General features: G+C 42.2%; 19 protein-coding genes and 6 tRNA genes. 8 read left to right on the top strand and 17 right to left on the bottom strand.

Annotated features, from left to right (window positions below):
- Together ACERCF_RS09940 and sppA are read right to left on the bottom strand one after the other, a co-directional pair.
- Nucleotides 1–494 (bottom strand): IS110 family transposase (locus ACERCF_RS09940; RefSeq protein ID WP_373625490.1); only part of this gene is annotated, 494 nt, incomplete at its 3' end.
- 226 nt (nucleotides 495–720) lie between these two features.
- Entirely contained in the window at nucleotides 721–2,577 is a 1,857-nt protein-coding gene (gene sppA, locus ACERCF_RS09945) for a signal peptide peptidase SppA (protein ID WP_373625491.1), read from the bottom strand.
- Between the two features lie 101 nt (nucleotides 2,578–2,678).
- Here sppA and ACERCF_RS09950 point away from each other — a divergent pair, with 101 nt between their 5' ends.
- Entirely contained in the window at nucleotides 2,679–3,242 is a 564-nt protein-coding gene (locus ACERCF_RS09950) for a nitroreductase family protein (RefSeq protein ID WP_373625492.1), read from the top strand.
- Between the two features lies 1 nt (nucleotide 3,243).
- Complete coding sequence (locus ACERCF_RS09955) at nucleotides 3,244–4,065, top strand: SDR family NAD(P)-dependent oxidoreductase (protein WP_373625493.1); 822 nt, start codon at nucleotides 3,244–3,246, stop codon at nucleotides 4,063–4,065.
- Nucleotides 4,066–4,125: 60 nt separating this feature from the next.
- Here ACERCF_RS09955 and ACERCF_RS09960 read toward each other — a convergent pair whose 3' ends face one another.
- Together ACERCF_RS09960 and pilW are read right to left on the bottom strand one after the other, a co-directional pair.
- Nucleotides 4,126–6,462: a Tex family protein gene (locus ACERCF_RS09960; protein ID WP_373625494.1), complete on the bottom strand. Its 2,337-nt coding sequence runs from the start codon at nucleotides 6,460–6,462 to the stop codon at nucleotides 4,126–4,128.
- Complete coding sequence (gene pilW / locus ACERCF_RS09965) at nucleotides 6,459–7,013, bottom strand: type IV pilus biogenesis/stability protein PilW (RefSeq protein ID WP_373610519.1); 555 nt, start codon at nucleotides 7,011–7,013, stop codon at nucleotides 6,459–6,461. The genes ACERCF_RS09960 and pilW overlap by 4 nt, the downstream gene beginning before the upstream one ends.
- 217 nt (nucleotides 7,014–7,230) lie before the next feature.
- Here pilW and ACERCF_RS09970 point away from each other — a divergent pair, with 217 nt between their 5' ends.
- Together ACERCF_RS09970 and ACERCF_RS09975 are read left to right on the top strand one after the other, a co-directional pair.
- Nucleotides 7,231–7,482, top strand: coding sequence for a type II toxin-antitoxin system RelE family toxin (locus ACERCF_RS09970; protein ID WP_373610518.1), 252 nt, complete (start codon nucleotides 7,231–7,233; stop codon nucleotides 7,480–7,482).
- Nucleotides 7,466–7,813 (top strand): helix-turn-helix domain-containing protein, encoded by a 348-nt coding sequence (locus ACERCF_RS09975; RefSeq protein WP_373610517.1) that lies wholly within the window; start codon nucleotides 7,466–7,468, stop codon nucleotides 7,811–7,813. Before ACERCF_RS09970 ends, ACERCF_RS09975 begins: the two co-directional genes overlap by 17 nt.
- Before the next feature lie 41 nt (nucleotides 7,814–7,854).
- Here ACERCF_RS09975 and rlmN read toward each other — a convergent pair whose 3' ends face one another.
- Nucleotides 7,855–9,015: a dual-specificity RNA methyltransferase RlmN gene (gene rlmN / locus ACERCF_RS09980; protein WP_373610516.1), complete on the bottom strand. Its 1,161-nt coding sequence runs from the start codon at nucleotides 9,013–9,015 to the stop codon at nucleotides 7,855–7,857.
- A gap of 288 nt (nucleotides 9,016–9,303) precedes the next feature.
- On the opposite strand from rlmN, the gene ACERCF_RS09985 reads away from it, so the two are divergent.
- The gene (locus ACERCF_RS09985) at nucleotides 9,304–10,143 is read left to right on the top strand and encodes a metal ABC transporter substrate-binding protein (protein ID WP_373610724.1); all 840 of its coding nucleotides are present in this window, start codon (nucleotides 9,304–9,306) and stop codon (nucleotides 10,141–10,143) included.
- Nucleotides 10,144–10,154: 11 nt separating this feature from the next.
- Nucleotides 10,155–10,898 (top strand): metal ABC transporter ATP-binding protein, encoded by a 744-nt coding sequence (locus ACERCF_RS09990; protein WP_373625495.1) that lies wholly within the window; start codon nucleotides 10,155–10,157, stop codon nucleotides 10,896–10,898.
- A 46-nt stretch (nucleotides 10,899–10,944) separates the two neighbouring features.
- Here ACERCF_RS09990 and ACERCF_RS09995 read toward each other — a convergent pair whose 3' ends face one another.
- The 3 genes from ACERCF_RS09995 to ACERCF_RS10005 form a co-directional block, all read right to left on the bottom strand.
- Nucleotides 10,945–11,754, bottom strand: a complete 810-nt coding sequence (locus tag ACERCF_RS09995; RefSeq protein ID WP_373625496.1) for a metal ABC transporter permease — start codon at nucleotides 11,752–11,754, stop codon at nucleotides 10,945–10,947.
- Entirely contained in the window at nucleotides 11,747–12,622 is an 876-nt protein-coding gene (locus ACERCF_RS10000) for a metal ABC transporter permease (protein WP_373625497.1), read from the bottom strand. The genes ACERCF_RS09995 and ACERCF_RS10000 overlap by 8 nt, the downstream gene beginning before the upstream one ends.
- 83 nt (nucleotides 12,623–12,705) lie before the next feature.
- The gene (locus ACERCF_RS10005; protein WP_373610512.1) at nucleotides 12,706–13,488 is read right to left on the bottom strand and encodes a Rossmann-fold NAD(P)-binding domain-containing protein; all 783 of its coding nucleotides are present in this window, start codon (nucleotides 13,486–13,488) and stop codon (nucleotides 12,706–12,708) included.
- A 185-nt stretch (nucleotides 13,489–13,673) separates the two neighbouring features.
- Here ACERCF_RS10005 and ACERCF_RS10010 point away from each other — a divergent pair, with 185 nt between their 5' ends.
- Nucleotides 13,674–13,964, top strand: coding sequence for a hypothetical protein (locus ACERCF_RS10010; RefSeq protein ID WP_373610511.1), 291 nt, complete (start codon nucleotides 13,674–13,676; stop codon nucleotides 13,962–13,964).
- 111 nt (nucleotides 13,965–14,075) lie between these two features.
- Here the strand turns inward: ACERCF_RS10010 and ACERCF_RS10015 are convergent.
- The 8 genes from ACERCF_RS10015 to mfd all read right to left on the bottom strand — a co-directional run bounded on the left by ACERCF_RS10015 (nucleotide 14,076) and on the right by mfd (nucleotide 19,689).
- Nucleotides 14,076–14,151 (bottom strand) — tRNA-Gly (locus ACERCF_RS10015).
- A gap of 18 nt (nucleotides 14,152–14,169) precedes the next feature.
- Nucleotides 14,170–14,256 (bottom strand) — tRNA-Leu (locus ACERCF_RS10020).
- Between the two features lie 41 nt (nucleotides 14,257–14,297).
- Nucleotides 14,298–14,384: transfer RNA gene (locus ACERCF_RS10025), tRNA-Leu, on the bottom strand.
- An 18-nt stretch (nucleotides 14,385–14,402) separates the two neighbouring features.
- Nucleotides 14,403–14,478: transfer RNA gene (locus tag ACERCF_RS10030), tRNA-Gly, on the bottom strand.
- 25 nt (nucleotides 14,479–14,503) lie between these two features.
- Nucleotides 14,504–14,590 (bottom strand) — tRNA-Leu (locus ACERCF_RS10035).
- A gap of 17 nt (nucleotides 14,591–14,607) precedes the next feature.
- Nucleotides 14,608–14,683 (bottom strand) — tRNA-Gly (locus ACERCF_RS10040).
- Nucleotides 14,684–14,847: 164 nt separating this feature from the next.
- Nucleotides 14,848–16,086 carry a peptidase T gene (pepT, locus tag ACERCF_RS10045; protein ID WP_373625498.1) on the bottom strand — a complete coding sequence of 413 codons (1,239 nt, stop codon included), beginning with the start codon at nucleotides 16,084–16,086 and terminating at the stop codon, nucleotides 14,848–14,850.
- 69 nt (nucleotides 16,087–16,155) lie between these two features.
- Nucleotides 16,156–19,689 (bottom strand): transcription-repair coupling factor, encoded by a 3,534-nt coding sequence (gene mfd / locus ACERCF_RS10050; RefSeq protein ID WP_373625499.1) that lies wholly within the window; start codon nucleotides 19,687–19,689, stop codon nucleotides 16,156–16,158.
- Between the two features lie 159 nt (nucleotides 19,690–19,848).
- Between mfd and ACERCF_RS10055 the strand changes: the two genes are divergently transcribed.
- Entirely contained in the window at nucleotides 19,849–21,066 is a 1,218-nt protein-coding gene (locus ACERCF_RS10055; protein WP_373610508.1) for an aromatic amino acid transport family protein, read from the top strand.
- A 70-nt stretch (nucleotides 21,067–21,136) separates the two neighbouring features.
- Here ACERCF_RS10055 and hutX read toward each other — a convergent pair whose 3' ends face one another.
- A complete protein-coding gene (hutX, locus tag ACERCF_RS10060; RefSeq protein WP_373625501.1) occupies nucleotides 21,137–21,643 on the bottom strand; it encodes a heme utilization cystosolic carrier protein HutX in 507 nt (168 codons plus the stop codon).
- Nucleotides 21,644–21,681: the final 38 nt, after the last annotated feature.

Here is a 21,681-nt window from a genome sequence, read left to right on the forward strand (position 1 = left end):
TGTTGGACACTTTCCCGCTGGCTGTCGTGGACTAGGTGAAGGCGGTTTTTCTCCGCCACCCGCATTTCAACCAGTTGGGTACGGCGTAAAACCAATGCTTCTAATTGCTCCATTTCAGGTGTTGGTGGAAGATAAAGTTGTTTTTCAACCTCATCGTCCAAAACCAGCATTTTGGCGTAAGATGCCAGCATTTTTGCATCTTTTGCATCGGTTTTCGCCAATGATTTAGCCATTGCAAACTGATGTGTTTGGCGTGGATTAGCAATCACCACCCGAAAATCCGCACGATGAAGTGCTTTGGCGAGTGGGATCTCCAAGTCGCCTGTGCTTTCTAAGACAACTAGGCTTAGATTTGCACAATTTTTCAGGTATTCCACCGCTTGTTGGATACCTTTGGGGTTGTTGGTAAAAGTTTTGGTCTGTTTTCGACTTCTGATACCGACAACAAAACTACGTTTGGCAACATCAATGCCACAGAAATTAAGTTCATTCATCGTAACCTGCCTTGTATTCGGGTTGTGTTCGTGCAACTGTTCGGTTTTTGTGATGAAAGTTATCGGCTCTCTAAGCTACACAACGAAGTGCTTTCAAGGGACGAGACGAGATGCCGATAACGGGTTGTGTTGCTTAGTTTAACTCATTTGAGATATACAAGGGGCGGGTCCAGTGCCCGTCCGCATATATTCTCAGGCGGGCACAGGACTCACCCTACAAACAACATTAATTTACAGAACCACAATTTAAACAATAGAGATACATCTGTTTTGGATCGTTGAAACGTGAAAGCATTTCCATTTGTTGCTGTGATTGCTTCAGCACAGGTAAATCAAGCCAGTTAGTCAGATTAACTTGTAGCTGGGTTTTAAAATCTCGGGCGAGCGTGCCGAACAAACTGTCGTCTTGCTCTGCAAACCATTGAAAACCGAATTGCTCAACTTTCGCTTTGCTCTCTGCTTCACGTTTTTGGTTGATTAAATCAGATAAGGAGGCAAACGCCACATTAAAATTACCTAATTCATCAACTAAACCGTGTTTTAGTGCATCAGAGCCTAACCAAACTTGCCCTTGTGCCACTTTATCTACCGCCTCTTTTGACATTTTTCTGCCTTGTGAAACCAGCGCTAAAAAGCGGTCATAGCCATTTTCAATGCCAATTTGTAGTACTTCTCCTTGTTCTTTTGGTAGGCTTTTTAAGCCGATTGGTTCAGCTAAAGCAGAAGTAGCAATACCATCTTCACTTATCCCTAAGTTTTTCGCTGTTTTTTCAAAAGTTACTGCTAAACCAAAAATACCGATTGAACCTGTAACCGTGTTTGGGCTAGCGATGATTTTATCGCTAGTTGCTGCAATCCAATAACCGCCCGATGCCGCCATTCCACCCATTGAAGCCACAACGGGCTTACCTTCTTTTTGAAATTCTTCTACTTCTTGGCGAATAAGCTCCGATGCCACCGCACTACCGCCCGGGCTATTAATGCGTAAAATCAAGCCTTCTACATTTTTATCGGCTCTTGCTTCTTGCAGTAATTTCACCACCGTATCACTGCCTACGCCTGTTTCATCACTCTCGCCTGTCATAATTGCTCCTTCTACATTCACAACTGCAATTTTAGGAGCATTAATGTCAGCAAAACGATCATTCAGTTCAAGTTCGTAGTCGGAAAATTCAATGTGGTTATACTCTCCTTCGCTATTTCCACCAAATTGTTCAATCAATTTTGATCTAATTTCTTGGTTAGAAGCGAGATTAGTTACCCACTTTTGATTTAAGGCGAACTGAGCATCATCACCTTTTGCTGCCTTATACTTTTCAATATAGGTTTCAGCAGATAAATTAATGTCTGTTGGAGAGATTTTGCGATTTTGAGCTATCGTTTCTACCGTTTGCTGCCAAGTTCCATTGAGCCAGCTTCGTGCATTTTGTTTCGCCTCTTCAGACATATCATCACGCATAAAAGGCTCAACCGCTGATTTGTAAGTCCCTACACGGAAAATATGTGGCTCAGCTTCAATTTTGTCTAACAACGTTTTGAAATAGGTGTTCGAATAGCTTAAGCCTTGAAGCTCTACAGAGCCTACTTTGTTCAAATAAATTTCATCAGCAAATGAGGCAAGATAATATTGCTTTTGCGAATATTGCTCGCCAATGGCAATAACGGGCTTGCCTGATTCTTTGAAGTTGTTGATTTCATTACCCACCAAGTCTAAAGAAGAGAAATCCGCATTTTGCAAATGGTGTAAATCCAGCACTAGCCCTGTAATTTGTGGATCATTTTTCGCTTTACTAATCGCTTGCACCACATCAAAGGTTGAAATTTTAAAGGGTTCAGAGCTACCTAATTCTGATTGGATCAAGCGGTAGAAATCAGCAAATTCTTCACGATTATCCGCTAAATAACCATCTAAATTTAAGCGTAACGCCCCCTGTGTGAAAGCAGGTTTTTGCGAGCTTTGTGAAGAGGCAATAAACCCAACCACAGGCACTAAGAGTAGAATAAATAAGATAAAAAAGAGGTTAATCACACACTCTCTAATACAGCGAAACATTTTATAAATCGCTTTTAGCATATTTAACATCTGAAATTCCTAAAAAATAAAACAGTTGGCACAGTATAAAGCAATCACGGAATGAAGAAAATATGCTATTCTTTGGCAAAAATTTTTCAAAGGTTATCTTTATGCAAATATTAGATTTATTACATCATCGCCGTTCTAACAAAAAATTTGGCGATAAAGCCCCAACCCCAGAGCAACTTGAGCAAATTTTAAAAGCAGGCTTACGCGTGCCTGATCACGGGCATTTAAAGCCTTATCATTTTGTTGTGATTGAAAAAAGCGGAATGCCGCAACTCTGCGAGCTTTTTAAAGCTGCGGTTGAAGAATTTGAGATGGGCGAAGAGCGTTTAAAAAAGGCGGAGAAATTAGCTAATCAAGCCCCAACGATCATTGGGGTAATTGCGAAGTTAGATCATAGTATTGCTAAAGTACCTGCTTGGGAACAGATGATAACCGCTGGTTGTAGCGGCTATGCTATTCAACTCGCCGCAAACTCGCTCGGCTTTGATACAGTTTGGATTACGAATAAATGGGTAAACGGCTCGGCACTACGTTCCGCTTTTGGTTGCAAAGAGCAAGATCAAGTGATCGCCTTAATTATGATTGGCTCACCTGAGGACGAAGGGAAAATTGCTCTTGTCCCAGAAAGTGAGAGTTTAGACGGTTTTGTAAGTTATATTAGATAAAATGAGTACAATTTTAATCACAGGTTGCTCTTCTGGCATTGGATATGCGACTGCACATCATCTCAAAGAGGCTGGCTGGCGAGTGATAGCGAGCTGCCGAAAAGAGCAAGATGTTGAACGGTTGGAATCAGAAGGCTTTGAATGTCTGTTGCTTGATGTAACCAATTCAGAGCATATCCAAAATGCCTTTGAATATATTCAAACAAGCGGTCAATTAGATGCCATTTTTTGCAATGCTGGCTACGGGCAGCCCGGCTGTGTGGAAGATGTGCCCAAAGCTGCTTTGCAAGAAATTTTTGAAACCAATGTGTTTGGAGCTTGGGAAGTCATTCATCACGCAATGAAGATTTTCCGAACGCAAAATCACGGTAGAATTTTGATTAACAGTAGCATTTTAGGCTTTGCCGCAATGCACTATCGAGGAGCTTATAATGCCACTAAATTTGCGCTGGAAGGAATGGCGGATACTTTACGTTGCGAGCTACACGGCTCAAATATTTATGTTTCATTGATTGAACCCGGTCCTATTCAAAGTAATTTTCGCCCAAACTCTGTGGCAAAATTAGAGCAATATATTGATTTGGAAAATTCCTATCATAAAGAGCTAAATAAAACGCAATACCAACGCTTAACCACTAAAGGCAATGCTAATCCCTTTACTTTACCTGCCTCAGCTTGTGCGAAAGCGTGCTTAAAAGCCTTAAATGATAAAAAGCCCAAAGCACGCTATCAAGTCACCTTTCCTACCAAATTGTTTTGGTGGCTACGGCGAATTTTACCGACAACGGCGTTTGATTATATGAATCGGAAATTTGGTGGGTAATGATTTTAAAATAGTAACAGGCTATAAATATAGGGGCGAAAAATTTTCGCCCCTACCAATTTATTTCTTCCACCCTTTCAACGCATCTGCAAAAGCATTATTACCGAATGCATTGTGGTTATCATTTCGCAAGCGGTCATTTTTTTGCGGATTTTTGCGAATTTCTGCGGAATTTCGACCGCTTGTTGGCTCTTTTTTATCAGTCGGTTTGTCATCTAAACGCATTGTTAAGGCAATACGTTTACGGGCAGCGTCCACTTCAAGCACTTTCACTTTTACCACATCGCCTGCTTTTACCACAGAATGCGGATCTTCCACAAAAGAATTTGAAAGCATTGAAATATGCACCAAGCCGTCTTGGTGTACACCAATATCGACAAAAGCCCCAAAGTTTGCCACATTAGTCACTGTACCTTCCAAAATCATACCGGCTTTGAGGTCGGTAATTTCTTCCACGCCGTCCATAAACACGGCGGTTTTGAACTCTCCACGAGGGTCTCGCCCCGGCTTTTCTAACTCTTTGAAAATATCGTTTACGGTTGGTAAACCAAACTGCTCGTCCACAAAATCTTTGGCATTTAGCGAGTGAATTTTGGTGCTGTTACCCATTAATTCCGCCAAAGTTGAAGTGGTAGCTTGCAAGATTTTTTCCACAATCGGGTAGGCTTCAGGGTGAACGCTTGAGGCATCTAAGGCATTTTTTCCGCCAATAATTCGCATAAAACCAGCACATTGTTCAAAGGCTTTAGGCCCTAAACGAGGTACTTTTTTCAGATCAGAACGGCTATTAAAACGCCCGTTTTCATCACGGAATGCCACAATGTTCTGGGCGAGTGTTTTCGTCATACCTGCAACACGAGCAAGTAACGGAGCAGAAGCGGTATTTAAATCTACCCCTACGGCATTTACACAATCTTCTACTACCGCATCAAGTTTGCGAGCAAGCTGAGATTGGTTTACATCGTGCTGATACTGCCCCACGCCAATCGCTTTCGGCTCAATCTTCACTAGCTCTGCTAATGGGTCTTGTAAACGGCGGGCAATCGACACCGCCCCACGCAGAGAAACATCTAAATTCGGGAACTCATTTGCCGCAAACTCAGAAGCTGAATAAACAGATGCCCCAGCTTCACTGACCACAACGGTTTGTGGGCGGTTTTCTTTAATTTCCTTAATCACTTCTTTGGCAAAACGCTCTGTTTCACGCGAAGCCGTGCCGTTACCGATCGCAATCAGCTCCACATTGTGCTTTTTAACCAAGGTAAAAATAGCCAGCTGTGCTTCTGCTTGTCTACCTGTATGTGGATAAATTGTCGCTGTATCTAACAATTTCCCTGTGTTATCCACAACCGCCACTTTTACCCCTGTACGCAAGCCCGGGTCTAAGCCCATTGTGTTTCTTGCCCCAGCAGGTGCTGCCATCAAGAGAGCAGAAAGATTGCGAGCAAACACATCAATCGCCTCTTCTTCAGCTTTTTCACGCAGTGTGCCCATCAATTCAGTTTCTAAGTGAAGGGCAGCTTTGATTTTCCACGTCCACGCAATCACTTGTTCACGCCATTTATCTGCCGGTTGATTGTTGAAAATCACACCTAAATGCTCGCGGATAATAGTTTCACAATGGCTATTTTTTGATCCTTCTTCAGCATCAGGATCGGCATTTAATGCAAGGGATAACACGCCCTCATTCCGCCCACGAAACATTGCTAATGCACGGTGAGAAGGTACAGTTTTAAACGGCTCGCTGTGAGCAAAATAATCACGGAATTTCTCGCCTTCTTCCTCTTTGCCTTCGATGACTTTCGATTCAAGTGTGGCGTAAGCGGTCAAATATTGGCGAAGTTTTGCAAGTAGCTCGGCATCTTCCGCAAAACGCTCCATTAAGATATATCTTGCACCATCTAGGGCTACCTTAGTATCAGCCACACCTTTTTCACTATCTACAAAGTTTGCTGCTAAGGTTTCAGGATCTTGTTTCGGATCATTCCAAAGCGTTTCCGCCAAAGGTTCTAAGCCTGCTTCAATCGCAATTTGACCACGCGTTCTGCGTTTTGGTTTATAAGGTAAGTAAAGATCTTCTAACTCAGTTTTACTTTCGCAGCTTAGAATTTTTGCTTTCAGCTCATCGGTTAATTTGCCTTGCTCTTCAATGGATTTCAGAATAGTTTGGCGGCGGTCGTCCATTTCACGCAAATAGATTAAACGAGTTTCAAAATGGCGAAGCTGGGTATCATCTAATCCACCTGTTACCTCTTTACGATAACGAGCAATAAAAGGAATGGTATTTCCTTCATCTAATAAGCCGATAGCAGCAAGAATTTGGTGAGAGCCAACGTTCAGTTCGCTGGCAATAATATGACTAATTTGAATGTTTAGCTCATTGGTTGCTTGGGTCATTTACTTTCCTTCAATAAAGTGGCTCGAGGTTTATCCAATTTTTCGAGCTTTGTTAAAGTTTCCGTGATTTTAGCTGGATTTGGCTCTTTTTTCGCACATAAAATAATGTTTTCTAAGCTATCCGCTTGATGATAGTAAGGCATTTCGCTTTCGACTGCCTTTTCAAATTGTTGATAAGCCTGCTGAAATTGACCTTGTTTGCATAAAAAAGTGCCGTAATTATTCAATACATCAGGGCGATTTTTACTTAAATTTAAGGCGGTTTGATAGGATTTCTCAGCGTTTTCAATATCGCCAGTTTGTTGATAATAGTAGGCTAATACCGAGTAAGGGAGGTAATCTTTTTCATCGTGAGCAAGGGCTTTGTCGATATTCTGCTTCGCCTTTGGGAAATCATTTTGCTCCAAATAAGCCAACGCTAGATTAATGCGGGCTTTTACCGCTTCCGAGCGGTTAAATTCGACTTCGGAGGAAGAGGGGGGAGAAGAACAAGCTGCTAATAAAAACAGCGTAATACAAGCGGTCATTTTTAAGAAAAATTTTGCAAACATAGTGCTCTCCTACAACAAAGGGGTTAATTTTACTGTTCTACAGAAGCTAAGACTAGCGATTTTTACGCAAAGAGAGAAATTTTAATGTGATTTTTTCGACGCAGATCGCAAAAATAGGAATTGAGGGTTGCTTGTTCTTTTCGTTTTATACACTCTATTTAGCATATAAGTAAATTCATTGAAAAAAACTTATAAAACTTATAAAATAGAGGCAAAAATGAAAATAGTGGTATTCCAACGTAAAGCCTTAAAGCAATTACGAAAAATCCCAACTGGTGCAGAAATTCGCCGAAAATGCGATGATTTAGCTCACTTTCCTTACTGTGCGAATATCAAAACATTAGTAAATCACAAATATGAATATCGTTTTCGGGTGGGAAATTATCGTATCTTTTTTAATATTGAAGGCGAAACGATGAACATTGTATCTATTGAAGAGGTTAAAAAACGCGATGAAAGAACTTACTGATATTCAATATTTAAAAGACACTGAAGGTAATCTTACTTTTGCGGTTCTCCCTATTGCCACTCTTGAATGGCTAAAACAGAAAGCAAATATCAAAACTGCCGTAGAAACAGGAATTCCCTCTGAAGTGGCAGGAATTGCATTAGATAATGATTATTCAGCCCTACGAGCTTGGCGAGAATATTTGGGATTAACTCAAGAAGAGGTAGCTAAACGGTTAGGCATTTCACAATCAGCTTATAGCCAGCACGAAAATGCAAAAACCTTGCGAAAAACAACACGCATCAAAATTGCAAATGCACTCGGGTTAAATGAGGAGCAGCTAGATTTCTGATAAACAAAAGGCAGGAATACCTGCCTTTCATTTCATACAAATTAATGGGTTTTTACGTCGATCCCTTGCCCGAACTTACGTTTTTCAAGGGTACGTTTAGTTCGGTCAATTACATCGCCGGCAAGCTGTCCGCACGCTGCATCAATATCATCGCCTCGTGTTTTACGCACGGTTACAGTAAACCCATATTCCATTAATACTTTTTGGAAGCGATCCACACGAGAATTTGAACTCTTACCATAAGGAGCTTCCGGGAATGGGTTCCAAGGAATTAAATTAACTTTACACGGCGTATTTTTCAGTACTTCCGCAAGCTGATGGGCGTGGTCTGTGCTGTCATTAACGTGATCTAGCATTACATATTCAATGGTTACTTTACCGTGATTTGCGTTTGACACCTCAAGGTATTTATTCACCGATTCCATTAACATCTTAATGTTATATTTTTTATTGATTGGCACTAATACATCACGCAATTCATCATTTGGTGCGTGGAGAGAAATTGCTAACGCCACATCAATTTGCTCACGCATTTTATCTAATGCAGGCACAACCCCTGAAGTTGAAAGGGTTACACGGCGTTTTGATAAACCGTAGGCAAAATCATCTAACATAATTTCCATTGCGGGAATCACATTATTCATATTGAGCAATGGCTCACCCATTCCCATCATTACCACATTGGTAATCGGGCGAACGCCTGTTACGCCAAAGTTGCCGATAATTTTAGAAGCTCGCCACACCTGCCCGATAATTTCAGACACAGTTAAGTTACGGTTAAAACCCTGTTGTGCGGTTGAGCAGAAAGTACAAGCCAATGCGCAGCCCACTTGCGAGGACACACAAAGGGTCGCACGGTCATCTTCAGGGATATAAACCGTTTCAATTTGTTGATCGCCTACTTGCATTGCCCATTTAATAGTGCCATCTGCTGAGCGTTGTTCTACCGCCACTTCTGGGGCTTTAATTTCAGCAATACGTTTTAATTTTTCACGCAATACTTTGTTGATATTGCTCATATTGTCGAAATTATCTTCGCCGAAATGGTAAATCCATTTCATTAGCTGATCAGCACGAAACGGCTTTTCGCCCATTTCTGCAAACAGCTCACGCATTTCTTGACGATTGAGGTTTAATAAATTGATTTTTTCTTTTGGTTGTTCAGCAGACCCACAGCCTGCATTGGTAATCAGTTCTGACATAAATTAGAAAGCCTCGTTATTACACGGTTTGTGGCAAAAGATTGGGGCGAGTTTGCCCTTGTTTTGCGGTATTTTTAAAGCGTGCAATTTTACTGGTTCTTTTGTTGCAAGGCTAGTGTTTTTTGGACAAATAATTTCCTTACAAAATATAAGACTATTTACATTAATCTTAATGATCTATAGAATAGCCTTCGATAATTCTCATTCTCAATAATATCAAGGAGGCTGAAAATGAAACTATCAACAATTAAAAAAGCATTAGTATTAACCTTTGGTTTAGGCTCTGCAATGGCGATGGCTGAACCGTTTAAAGTTGTAACCACCTTTACCGTTATTCAGGATATTGCACAAAATGTGGCGGGTGATAAAGCGGTTGTTGAATCAATCACTAAACCCGGTGCGGAAATTCACGATTATCAACCTACGCCAAAAGATATTGTGAAAGCCCAAAAAGCGGATTTAGTATTGTGGAACGGTATGAACCTAGAGCGTTGGTTTGAGCGTTTCTTTGAAAATGTAAAAGGTAAACCTGCTGTTGTTGTAACCGAAGGTATTACGCCAATGCCAATTACCGAAGGCGAATATAAAAATCTGCCAAATCCACACGCTTGGATGTCCACCGACAATGCATTAATTTACATTGAAAACATTCGTGCAGCTTTAGTAAAATATGACCCTAAAAATGCCGAAACCTACAATGCAAATGCCAAAGCCTATGCTGAAAAAGTAAAAGGTATTGCCAAACCACTTCGTCAGCGTTTAGCGTTCATTCCCGAACAACAACGTTGGTTAGTTACCAGTGAGGGGGCATTTAGCTATCTTGCCAAAGACTACAACTTAAAAGAGCTTTATTTATGGGCAATTAATGCCGAAGAGCAAGGTTCTCCAAAACAAGTGAAAAAAGTGATTGATGGCGTGAAAGCGAATAAAATCCCTGTTGTCTTTAGCGAAAGTACCGTTTCAGACAAACCTGCTAAACAAGTGGCTAAAGAAACGGGGGCGTTATATGGCGGTGTGATTTATGTAGATTCACTGTCAGAAAAAGATGGACCTGTGCCAACTTATTTAGATTTGCTCAACGTAACCATCAGCACCATTGTTGAAGGTTTCGAGCGTAGTAAAAAATAACCAGAGTTAAAATGACAACACATTCAACCTCCATTTCTGTCGAAAATTTATCTGTCCGTTACAACAACGGGCATATAGCCTTGCACGATGTTTCATTTCATCTTGAAAATGGCACAATCTGTGCATTAATCGGGGTAAATGGAGGCGGTAAATCTACTCTTTTTAAGAGTTTAATGGGGCTGGTAAAACCACTTACCGGCTCGGTTAAACTCAGCCAACTACCCATTTCTAAAGCCTTAAAGCAAAATTTAGTCTCTTATGTACCACAAAGTGAAGAGGTGGACTGGCAATTCCCAGTATCTGTTTATGATGTGGTGATGATGGGGCGATACGGCTATATGAATTTCTTGCGTATTCCTCGTGAAATTGACAAGCAAAAAGCAGAACAAGCAATGGAGCGCGTTGGCGTTTTACATCTGAAAGAACGACAAATCGGCGAACTTTCTGGCGGGCAAAAAAAGCGAGTTTTTCTCGCCCGTGCCTTAGCTCAAGAAAGTAAGATCATTTTGTTAGATGAGCCTTTTACAGGCGTTGATGTAAAAACCGAAAATGCGATTGTGGAATTGCTCAAGCAACTCAAAGAGGAGGGGCATTTGATTTTGGTTTCTACTCACAACCTTGCCAGCGTCCCCAGTTTTTGCGATCAGGTGTTAATGATCAATCGAACATTACTCGCTTCAGGCAAAACGGAAGAAACCTTTAATAATCAAAACTTAGAAAAAGTATTCGGCGGTTTATTGCATTATCAAAAATAATGTTTAATCAAATAGGGAGGCAAACGCACTCCCTATTTTATTTGGGTTAGCGAATTTTAGAATATGCAAAACTTAAGAAAAAAATAACCGCTTGTATAAGAATGATTGTTGGGCCTGTGGCTGCGTCAATATGGTAGCTTAATAGTGTGCCAAACACAGATGAACCGACTGAAATTGCTAACGCAATGGCAAGCATTTTATCAAATCGCTTTGTGAGTAAATAAGCGGTAATACCTGGGGTAATCAACATCGCCACTACTAAAATCACCCCCACAACTTGCATTGCACTAATAATGGTTAAAGCAAGCAGCGATAACAAACCGTAATGTAATAATTTCACAGGCAAACCAACCACTTTGGCTTGATTCATATCAAAACAATAGAGCAAGAAATCTTTGCGTTTAAACAATACCACTACAAAAGTCAAAAGGCTCACTACTACTGTTTGAATTAAATCACTTTTCGTTACTCCCAATAAATTCCCAAACAAGATATGAGTTAAATGCTCGCCCGTATTGAATGCGGTAAATAGCAGAATACCAAAAGCGAACATTCCCGAAAATACAATCCCCATAATGGTATCTTCTTTTAAACGGCTATTCTCTTTTAGATAACCAACCGATAAGGCACAAAACAAGCCCGAAGAAAATGCCCCTATCGCAAGGGGTAAACCTAATAGCGAAGAAATAACCACTCCCGGCAATACAGCGTGTGAAATCGCATCGCCCATTAACGACCAACCTTTTAACACCAAATAGCAAGAGAGAACGGCACTCACGCTCGCCACTAAAATAGCGGTGATGAGGGCGGTTTGCATAAACTCAAACTGTAGAGGTTCTAAAATCCAATCAAGCATTTTGCTCCTCCCCTTCTCGTTCTCTCACTTTTACAAATTGGCGTTTTTGCGATACTAAACCATATTTAGGGGCGAAACAAAATGCAGCGAGAAAAATCAAGGTTTGCAGACACACAATTACCGCCCCTGTTGCCCCATCTAAAAAGTAGCTTAAATACGCTCCTAGCCCAGATGTCAGTGTGCCGATAAGCATTGCAATCATCACGACTTTAGAGAAGCGATCTGATAATAAATACGCCGTTGCTCCCGGTGTTACCACCATTGCAATCACTAAAATTGCCCCAACGGTTTGTAACGCCACCACCACACAGGCACTTAACAGCGTAAAGAAAATCACTTTATAGCGTAGCGGAGAAATTCCGACTGAAAGAGCGTGGTGTTCGTCAAAAAAGACAAGCAACAGATCTTTCCAAAATAGGATCAAACCGAGTAACGAAATAGCGATAATCAGCATAACTTGCCACAAATCGTCATCGGCAATGCCTAAAATATTGCCCATCACGATGGAATTGACATCAACTGAGGTGGGATTGAGCGAAACAATAAACATACCTAAGGCGAAAAAGGTAGTAAAAATAAAGCCGATAACCGCATCTTCTTTAATTTTCGTCAGACTTTTTACCCAAAGAATTGATAATGCTGCCAAAACACCTGAAAAAAATGCTCCAACGGCGTAAGGTAATTTCAACGCATAAGCAATGGCAACGCCTGGCACAACTGCGTGGGATAAGGCATCGCCAATCAAAGACCAGCCTTTTAACATCAAAAAGGCGGAGAGAAATGCACAAACCAAGCCTACGCCCATACTCACAAAAATCGCTTTTTGCATATAGTTGTAGGCAAACGGTTCTAATAAAACATCAAACATAAAATCCTAACAAGTTGTTGATAATAGTTCGCATATACTAACATATAAACCACGTTGAATGTAGGGATTAAACCTGTATTTTGCTAAATATCCAACACAAAATCATAAGGATTTGGATAACGGTAAACAAAACCTAATTCTGTGCGGATTTTTTCAGCTTTGACTATCCTTACAAGCGGTCGATTTTCTTCAGAAAATTGCAAATCGCTCAAGCCAAAACGTTTTGCCATTTCACTATAATACGCTTTACGAGTAGGGTGCTGCTCAGCACATAAATGGAAAATACGTTGCCCGTTTGGTTTGGCTAAAAGCAGGGAAATTGCCGCAATGCAATCCTCCAAATGAACTAAATTCACAGGCTGCTCTGCCCCCGTTAAATTTTGCTTGCCTGCTAAATAAAAAACAGGGTGGCGTTTTTTGCCCACAAGCCCCGCTAAACGCACAATATCGCAATGAATCGGCAAATTGAGCAACCAATTTTCCACTTTTGCTAAAAGAGAGGTTGGATCGATTTCTGCAATTTCATCAAAAACGCCCGATTCCATCGGCAAAACAGAGGTCGAGCTTGTGAAAATAATATGTTTTAAGCCTTTTTCTATCGCAGAAGAAACCAGCTGTTGAATGCCTAAAAGATAGTTTTCTGGCGTTGTTTTTGACGGTGGCAAGGCAATTACCATTGTGTCAGCAGCTAATAAAGTCTCAAGCTCATCGTTAATAATCAGATTGTTCAAATCCAGCGGATAACATTCAATCGGCATATCAGATACCATTCGTTTCGAGCCAACAACCCGCCAACCCTCTTTTTTCATCTGCACTGCTAATGGTAATCCAAGCCAACCTAAGCCAAGAATAGTCAATTTTTTCATTTTATTTTCACTTATTTATTTGAAACTCAAACAGGTAAGACCAGTTATTTAGCACTCCGAAATTGTTCAAAAAAAAAACAATTGTGTATAATGCCCCTGTAGCTTAAAAATGAAGTTATTCTATAAGCTATAAGCCAATCATCGGCTATTTTGCTTAATTTTACAAATTAATATGAGGATTTTTTATGAAGAAATTAGCACTCGCACTCTTTATTTCGGGTTTTGCGCTATCAGCACAAGCAAGCGAATACCCAGCTGAATGTAGAGAATTAATTGATTTAACTTTTGAAGCGGCGAAATACTCACCAGAAGTGAAAGCTCAACTAGGTATGACCAAAGAAGAGATGATTAAAGTGTCTGAAGATGCTTGGAAAACAATGAGTGATGCAGATAAAAAATCTGCCATTGCAGGCTGTAAAGCAGGAATTGAGCAACAAAAACAAGTTATCGAAGCATTAAAAGCTCAGAAGAAATAATAGTTGAGATAAAGTCCATACTGCGGTATGGATTTTTTACTGTTCAGAATAAGTAAAGCAAAATTTCGGTATAAAAAAAGCACCTTATGGTGCTATCTCTTTTCTTTATAATGGAGCGGGAAACGAGGCTCGAACTCGCGACCCCGACCTTGGCAAGGTCGTGCTCTACCAACTGAGCTATTCCCGCATTGAGTTATTATCGAAATGGTGCCCGAGGCCAGACTTGAACTGGCACGCCCCGAAAGGCGAGGGATTTTAAATCCCTTGCGTCTACCGATTCCGCCACTCGGGCTTCGATAACTATCTATTTTGTTAAAATTTAATTCTTCTAAATGGTGCCCGAGGCCAGACTTGAACTGGCACGCCCCGAAAGGCGAGGGATTTTAAATCCCTTGCGTCTACCGATTCCGCCACTCGGGCAGCACGATATAGAAAAATTGGAGCGGGAAACGAGGCTCGAACTCGCGACCCCGACCTTGGCAAGGTCGTGCTCTACCAACTGAGCTATTCCCGCAAATTTAAATTGTTGATTTTCTAAATGGTGCCCGAGGCCAGACTTGAACTGGCACGCCCCGAAAGGCGAGGGATTTTAAATCCCTTGCGTCTACCGATTCCGCCACTCGGGCAACACGATATAGAAAATTGGAGCGGGAAACGAGGCTCGAACTCGCGACCCCGACCTTGGCAAGGTCGTGCTCTACCAACTGAGCTATTCCCGCATTTAAAAACGCTACGAACTTCGTAGCATCTCAACAGGTGCATATTCTATGGATTTCAGATTTAATGTCAAATAAATTTACAGGAAATCTTTAAAAAATGGTTTAACTGGCGAAAAATAACGCTTTTTGCAAATTTTTTGCGAAATTTAACCGCTTGTAATCCTTTATTTACTGAAATCGTACTCTGCAAATTTGTTACTAATTCCGATAACCACTTTCGCCGCTTTTTCCATTGTATCTACCGAGATAAATTCAAAACGCCCGTGAAAATTTTCGCCACCCGTGAATAAATTCGGACAAGGTAAGCCCATAAATGACAGGCGAGAACCGTCCGTACCACCCCGAATTGGCTCTAAATTCGGCTCAATGCCCAGCTCTCGTATCGCTTGTTCAGCAATCTCAATTAAGTACGGATAGTCGTTTAGCACCTCACGCATATTGCGATACTGCTCTATAATCTCGACCTTGCCACAATTCTCGCCGTAAGTTTTTTGCATTTCCGCCATCGTGTCGGTTAGCATTTTGCCGAATGTTGCCAGCTCATCACGGTCGAAACTGCGGAGAATGTAACGCACCTCAGCGTGATCAATGCATCCCTCAATATCGTGCAACATAATAAAACCTTCACGATGTTCGCTGGTTGCCGGTGTTAAATGTGGCGGCAAGCGGTGCTGGAACTCACACGCACGCTCTAAGGCGTTGATCATCTTGCCTTTTGCCGTGCCGGGGTGAACACTACGCCCGAAAAAAGTAACTACAGCGGCATCAGCATTGAAATTCTCATACTGCAACTCGCCCAACGGACCGCCGTCCAGCGTAAACGCCACATCAGCCCCAAAGGTTTTCACATCAAAATGATCCACTCCACGCCCGATCTCTTCATCGGTGGTAAAGCCGACCCGAATTTTGCCGTGCGGAATCTGCGGATTGGCTTGCAAGTATTCAATCGCAGAGAGAATAATCGCAATGCCCGATTTATCGTCTGCACCTAAAAGGCTTGTACCGTCTGTGGTCACGAGCGTATCGCCAATCAGCTTGTTCAAATTCGGGAAATCGTTCGGCGAGAGTGTATCGCCACTGCCGTTTAACACAATATCGCCACCTTGATAGTTTTGAATTACCTGTGGCTTAACGTTCTTACCATTAAAATCAGGCGAAGTATCAACGTGAGCAATTAATCCCAACACAGGAATAGATTTTTCAGTATTGGCAGGCAACGAGGCAAATAGATAGCCATTTGGGTCAAGAAAAATCTCTGTCAGCCCCATTGTTTCCACTTCGGCTTTCAGCAGATGAAGCAGATCCCTCTGTTGTGGCGAACTCGGCACACTTTCGCTTTTTGGATCGGAGGTGGTGTAGATTTGAGTATAGCGTAAAAGGCGCTCTAATAATTTTTGTTTCATAGTCTTCCCTAAATATCAAGCGGTCAAAATTTGGTAAAATTTTACCGAAAATTGACCGCTTGTCGAGAGCTAGACTACCAGCTTATCAATTAAGTCCGTCACAAACTCCAACCGTGCTTTATTCTCTTCCAACGCCAACTTAAAGCGGAATTTCACCGTCCCTTCAAAACTATACACCGCAGGTTGTTTTTGGATAAGCTGAATAAACTTCATCGGATCTAGCTGGGCGGTCGGTTTAAATTCCAAGTAACCTCCATTGATCCCCGCATCAATTTTCTTCAAGCCAAACGGTTCGGCGGCTAGACGAAGTTGCGTAATTTGGAACAGGTTTTTGGTTGCCTCTGGGAGCAAGCCGAAGCGGTCGATCAGCTCTACTTTGAGATCATTCAAAGCTTGCAGATTTTCACTGCTTGCAATCCGCTTGTAGAACGATAAACGCATATTCACATCAGGCAAGTAATCATCAGGGATTAACGCCGGCACTCGTAGCTCAATCTCCACTTGGTTTTGGGTGATTTCATCAAAGGTTGGTTCACGCCCTTCTTGCAAGGCTTTCATCGCATTTTCGAGCAAATCCATATAGAGCGAAAAGCCGATACTCTCAATCTGTCCGCTCTGCTCACTGCCCAATAATTCGCCTGCTCCACGAATTTCTAAATCGTGGGTGGCGAGGGCAAAACCTGCCCCGAGATTGTCGATGGTACTCATCGCCTCCAAGCGTTGTTCCGCATCTTTGGTGAGCGTTTTCGGCGGTGGGGTGAGCATATAGGCATAGGCTTGATGGTGCGAACGCCCCACCCGTCCACGCAGTTGGTGAAGCTGTGCCAAGCCGAATTTGTCCGCCCGTTCAATGATAATCGTATTGGCGGTCGGCACATCAATCCCCGTTTCAATAATGGTCGAACACACCAGCAAGTTAAAGCGTTGGTGATAGAAATCGCTCATCACTCGTTCCAATTCCCGCTCTCGCATTTGTCCGTGCCCGATCACCACTCGAGCTTCCGGCACTAACTCCGCCAATTTTTCCGCACAGTTTTCAATGGTTGCCACATCATTATGCAGATAGTAAACCTGCCCGCCACGCAAGATTTCACGCAGGATTGCCTCACGGATCACCGCTTCGTCTTTTTGGCGAACGAAAGTTTTAATGCTCAGACGGCGAGCCGGCGGGCTGGCGATAATTGAGAGATCCCGCATTCCGTTGAGTGCCATATTCAGCGTTCTTGGAATTGGCGTGGCGGTTAGCGTCAAAATATCGACATTCGCCCGCAGTTGCTTGATTTTCTCTTTTTGACGCACGCCGAAACGATGTTCTTCATCAATCACCAGCAAGCCGAGATCACGGAAGGCGACATCATCTTGCAGCAACTTGTGCGTGCCGACCAGAATATCAACCTTGCCTTCCGCCACTTTTTCCAGAATCGCTTTCTGCTCTTTGGCGGTTTTGAAGCGAGAAAGCACCTCAACATTCACAGGATAATTGGCAAAGCGGTCTTTGAAATTTTCATAATGCTGTTGAGCTAAGAGAGTAGTCGGGGCGAGAATCGTCACTTGCTTGTGGTTCATCACCGCCAAGAAAGTGGCTCGAATTGCCACTTCGGTTTTGCCAAAGCCGACATCGCCGCAAACCAGTCTGTCCATTGCTTTCGGTTGGCACATATCGCTAATCACCGCATTGATGGCAATTTTCTGATCGTCCGTTTCTTCATATGGGAACGAGGCACTGAATTGGTCGAACTCCGCCTTATCATACTTGAACGCAAAGCCGGTTTGGCTCTCCCTTTTCGCATAGACATCAAGCAATTCCGCCGCCACATCTCGGATCTTCTCTGCGGCTTTCTGGCGGGTTTTCGCCCACGCCTCGCTGCCTAATTTGTGCAACGGTGCAGTTTCGTCCGCGCCGCCGATATAACGGCTAATTAAATGCAAAGAGGCAACAGGCACATAGAGCTTGGCATCGTTAGCGTAATGCAACACTAGATATTCCGCTTTCATTCCGCCCGCATCTAGTACAGTTAAACCACCATAACGCCCCACGCCGTTTTCCAAATGCACCACCGCTTGCCCGATTTTCAGCTCGGCAAGGTTGCGGATCAGCGTGTCGGGATTAACCGTTTTGCGGTTTTTCTCGTGGCGTTTTTGTTGGACTTTTTCGCCGAGTAGGTCGGTTTCGCAGATGATGGCAAGGTTACGGGCGGGCACAGGACCCGCCCCTACATTTTCATTATCGTTTTCAGCCTCATTGCCCAATTCATTATCGTAGGGGGGGGCCCCGTGCCCGCCTGTTTCCACCACAAAACCCTGATCAAGCGGTGAAATAATCAGGGAAAATGGCAGACCTTGTGCTTCATCTAATGAATTGACCTGCTTCGGCTTTACCCCAATCGGGGCAAGCAGATCCAAAAGCGTTTCCCGCCGCCCCTCGCTTTCCACCGAAAACAGAATGTTACCCTTAAATTTTTGGCGGAACTGTTGGAACAAGGCAAACGGCTCTTTTGCTCCCGATTGAATGGCAAGTTCAGGCAAGTTTGCCACATTTGCATTCATTTTCGCTGCAGATTTACGGATTTTCTCCGAAGTTATCGTCAATCTTGGATAACCTTTCAGCCAGCGATTAACCTCATCAATCGCAAACCAGAGATCGCTCGGCGGTAACAGTGGACGCATTGGATCGACTCGACGGCTTTCATAACGATTTTGCGTATCCTGTTGAAATTGTTCGGCTTTTTGTTGAATTTCAGCGGAAGTGATAAACAGCGTATTTTGCGGAAAGTAGTCAAACAGGCTCGCCATTTCGGTAAAGAACAGCGGTTGCCAGTATTCGATCCCCGCATTTAAAATCCCTTTGCTGACCTGCTGATAGATATGCTCTGGCTCACGGCGGATCTCTCCGAATGTTTCACGGAATTTGGTACGAAAATGCTCGATCCCATTGCTATCGGTCGGGAACTCGTGGGCAGGCAATAAATTGATTTCGGCAATTTCGGCTTTGGTGCGTTGGTTATCCACATCAAAGGTGCGGATAGAATCAATTTCATCATCGAAAAAATCCAAGCGGAACGGTTCGTTCGCACCCATCGGGTAGAGGTCTAGAATTGAGCCACGCACCGCATATTCGCCATATTCCAGCACCTGATCCACCGCTCGATAACCGGCATTTTCCAGTTGTAAACGCAAGTTTTGAATCGAAAAGCGATCGCCTTTTTTAATCAGCAACACATTGTTGGCAAGGTAGCTCGGTGGGCAGACTTTCTGCATTAAGGTATTGATCGGCAAAAGAAAAATCTGCTTTCTGCCTTGTTGTAGCTCGAACAGGGCTGAAAGGCGGGCGGAGATAATATCTTGGTGAGGCGAGAAATTATCATACGGCAAGGTTTCCCAGTCGGGGAAAAGTTGCACGGGTAATTTGGCAAACTGCGGCAGTGATTTTTCTAACCGTAGAGCGGTGCGGGTATCAGGCGTAACCACCACAGTTAAGCCGTTAAACTGTTGAGCGGCTTGGCTAATCGCCAGCGTATCGGAATGCCCGACCAAATTGCCAAGCGTTTGATGATCTTGAAAATTGCCGTCTATTTGCGGCAAAGAGAAGGAAATTAAAGACATACGAGCGGTCTGTTTTTGATAAAAAATTGCAAATTGGCTCTAGTTTACTAAAGCAGGCTGGATTGTGCAAAATTAGATGAGAAATTACAGCATTCAGATCCATTAATTAAAATTTCTGATAGAATAAATCCCCTTTTTAATTTTAACCCGAATAATATTATGAAAAATAAAATTTTAGGAAGTGCATTAATGATTGCAGGCACTACCATTGGTGCAGGAATGCTGGCAATGCCACTTACCTCTGCCGGAATGGGGTTCGGTGCAACGGCATTACTCTTAGTCGGATTATGGGCTTTATTAGCCTACACCGGTTTATTATTTATGGAAGTGTATCAAACCGCTCCGCAAAAAGATGTTGGAGTGGCAAGCCTTGCCGAACAATACTTTGGCTTAATCGGGCGTGTATTAGCCACTTTCAGCTTGCTCGTACTACTTTATGCCCTACTTGCGGCTTATATTACCGGCGGTGGCTCACTGTTAGCCGGTGTAATGCCTGAAATTGCAGATGCTGATATGAAACTTAAAATTAGTATTTTAATCTTTACTGCGGTATTAGGAACATTTGTTGTAGTCGGAGTGAAATCTGTTGATGGCTTAACTCGAGTGCTATTTATCGGTAAGATCATTGCCTTTATCGCTGTATTATTAATGATGTTACCTAAAGCAAAATTAGAAAATTTAACAGCAATTCCATTAGATAATTTATTAGTCATTTCTGCTGTGCCGATTTTCTTCACGGCATTTGGTTTCCACGTTATTATGGGAACAATTAACAGTTATTTAGATGCAGATATCGGCAAAATTCGTAAATCCATTTATATTGGTACAGCTATTCCGTTAGTAGCTTATTTATTATGGCAATTAGCGACTCACGGTGTATTAAGCCAAAACGAATTTACCACTATTTTGGCTCAAGACCCAACCTTAAATGGTTTAGTTACTGCAACCAGCCAAATTACAGGTAGCACAATTTTAGGCGAAATGGTGCGTTTATTCTCTGTGCTTGCATTAATTACTTCTTTCTTAGGTGTATCAATGGGTATTTTTGAAGGCGTAGGCGATTTATTAAAACGTTTGAATTTACCAACTAACCGCTTATGGCTAACAATTGCAACCTTCACACCCCCACTCTTATTTGCGTTGTTCTATCCAGATGGCTTTATTATGGCGTTAGGTTATGCAGGTTTATTATTTGCTTTCTACGGTATGATTTTACCTATTGGCTTAGCATGGAAAGCTCGCAGCCAACACCCAAATCTGCCTTATCGTGTAATTGGTGGTAATGTAGCGTTAGTCATTGCCTTAATTGCTGGTATTTGCATTATGGTTATTCCATTTTTAATTCAGCTAGGTTATTTACCGCAGGCTGTGGGTTAATAAACTTATAAAGGCTACGATAAATCGTAGCCTTTATACAAGCGGTTAAATTTGAGCTAAATTTTGCAATTTAGCCGATCAATTTATATAACGCTCTGATTTGATCTTCTTTTAATGCACTACCTACTTTTTCTCGACCAACAAAAATCTTAAACATCGCATTGCCTTTTTTGTTGATAAATACCAACGAAACTGTGCGTTTTCCCATAAATGGTCGATCAAGTAAGTATATTTTGGCACAATTTTCATAACGTAAATGCCCTTGTAAACCACCACTTTCTTTGTGTTCAAAATTGTAAAATCCACGAGAAATTGAACCGCTTGGTAATTTGCCAACAAATTCAATAATGGTATCTTCCGTATGTGAAATAAAGGTAATTGCATCGTCCCATTCGTGAATTTCTTGCAGAATTTCAGCAAAACGCTCCCCATTTGTTACTTTAAGCATATTCGATGGTAGGCTAAGCATTACTTCTTCCAACGAACATTGATATTTCGAGGCTACCATCTCTAAAATTTGTCCTGGATTTTCATTTAATTCATTGCGTAGAGCGGTTTGTTGTTCTAGTGATAACATAAATTCCTCCTTAAGAAAATAGAGCCTTGAAGCTCTCT

The sequence above is a fragment of the Mannheimia kashgarensis genome, assembly GCF_041807705.1.
In the GTDB taxonomy this organism is placed as follows: Bacteria; Pseudomonadota; Gammaproteobacteria; order Enterobacterales; family Pasteurellaceae; genus Mannheimia.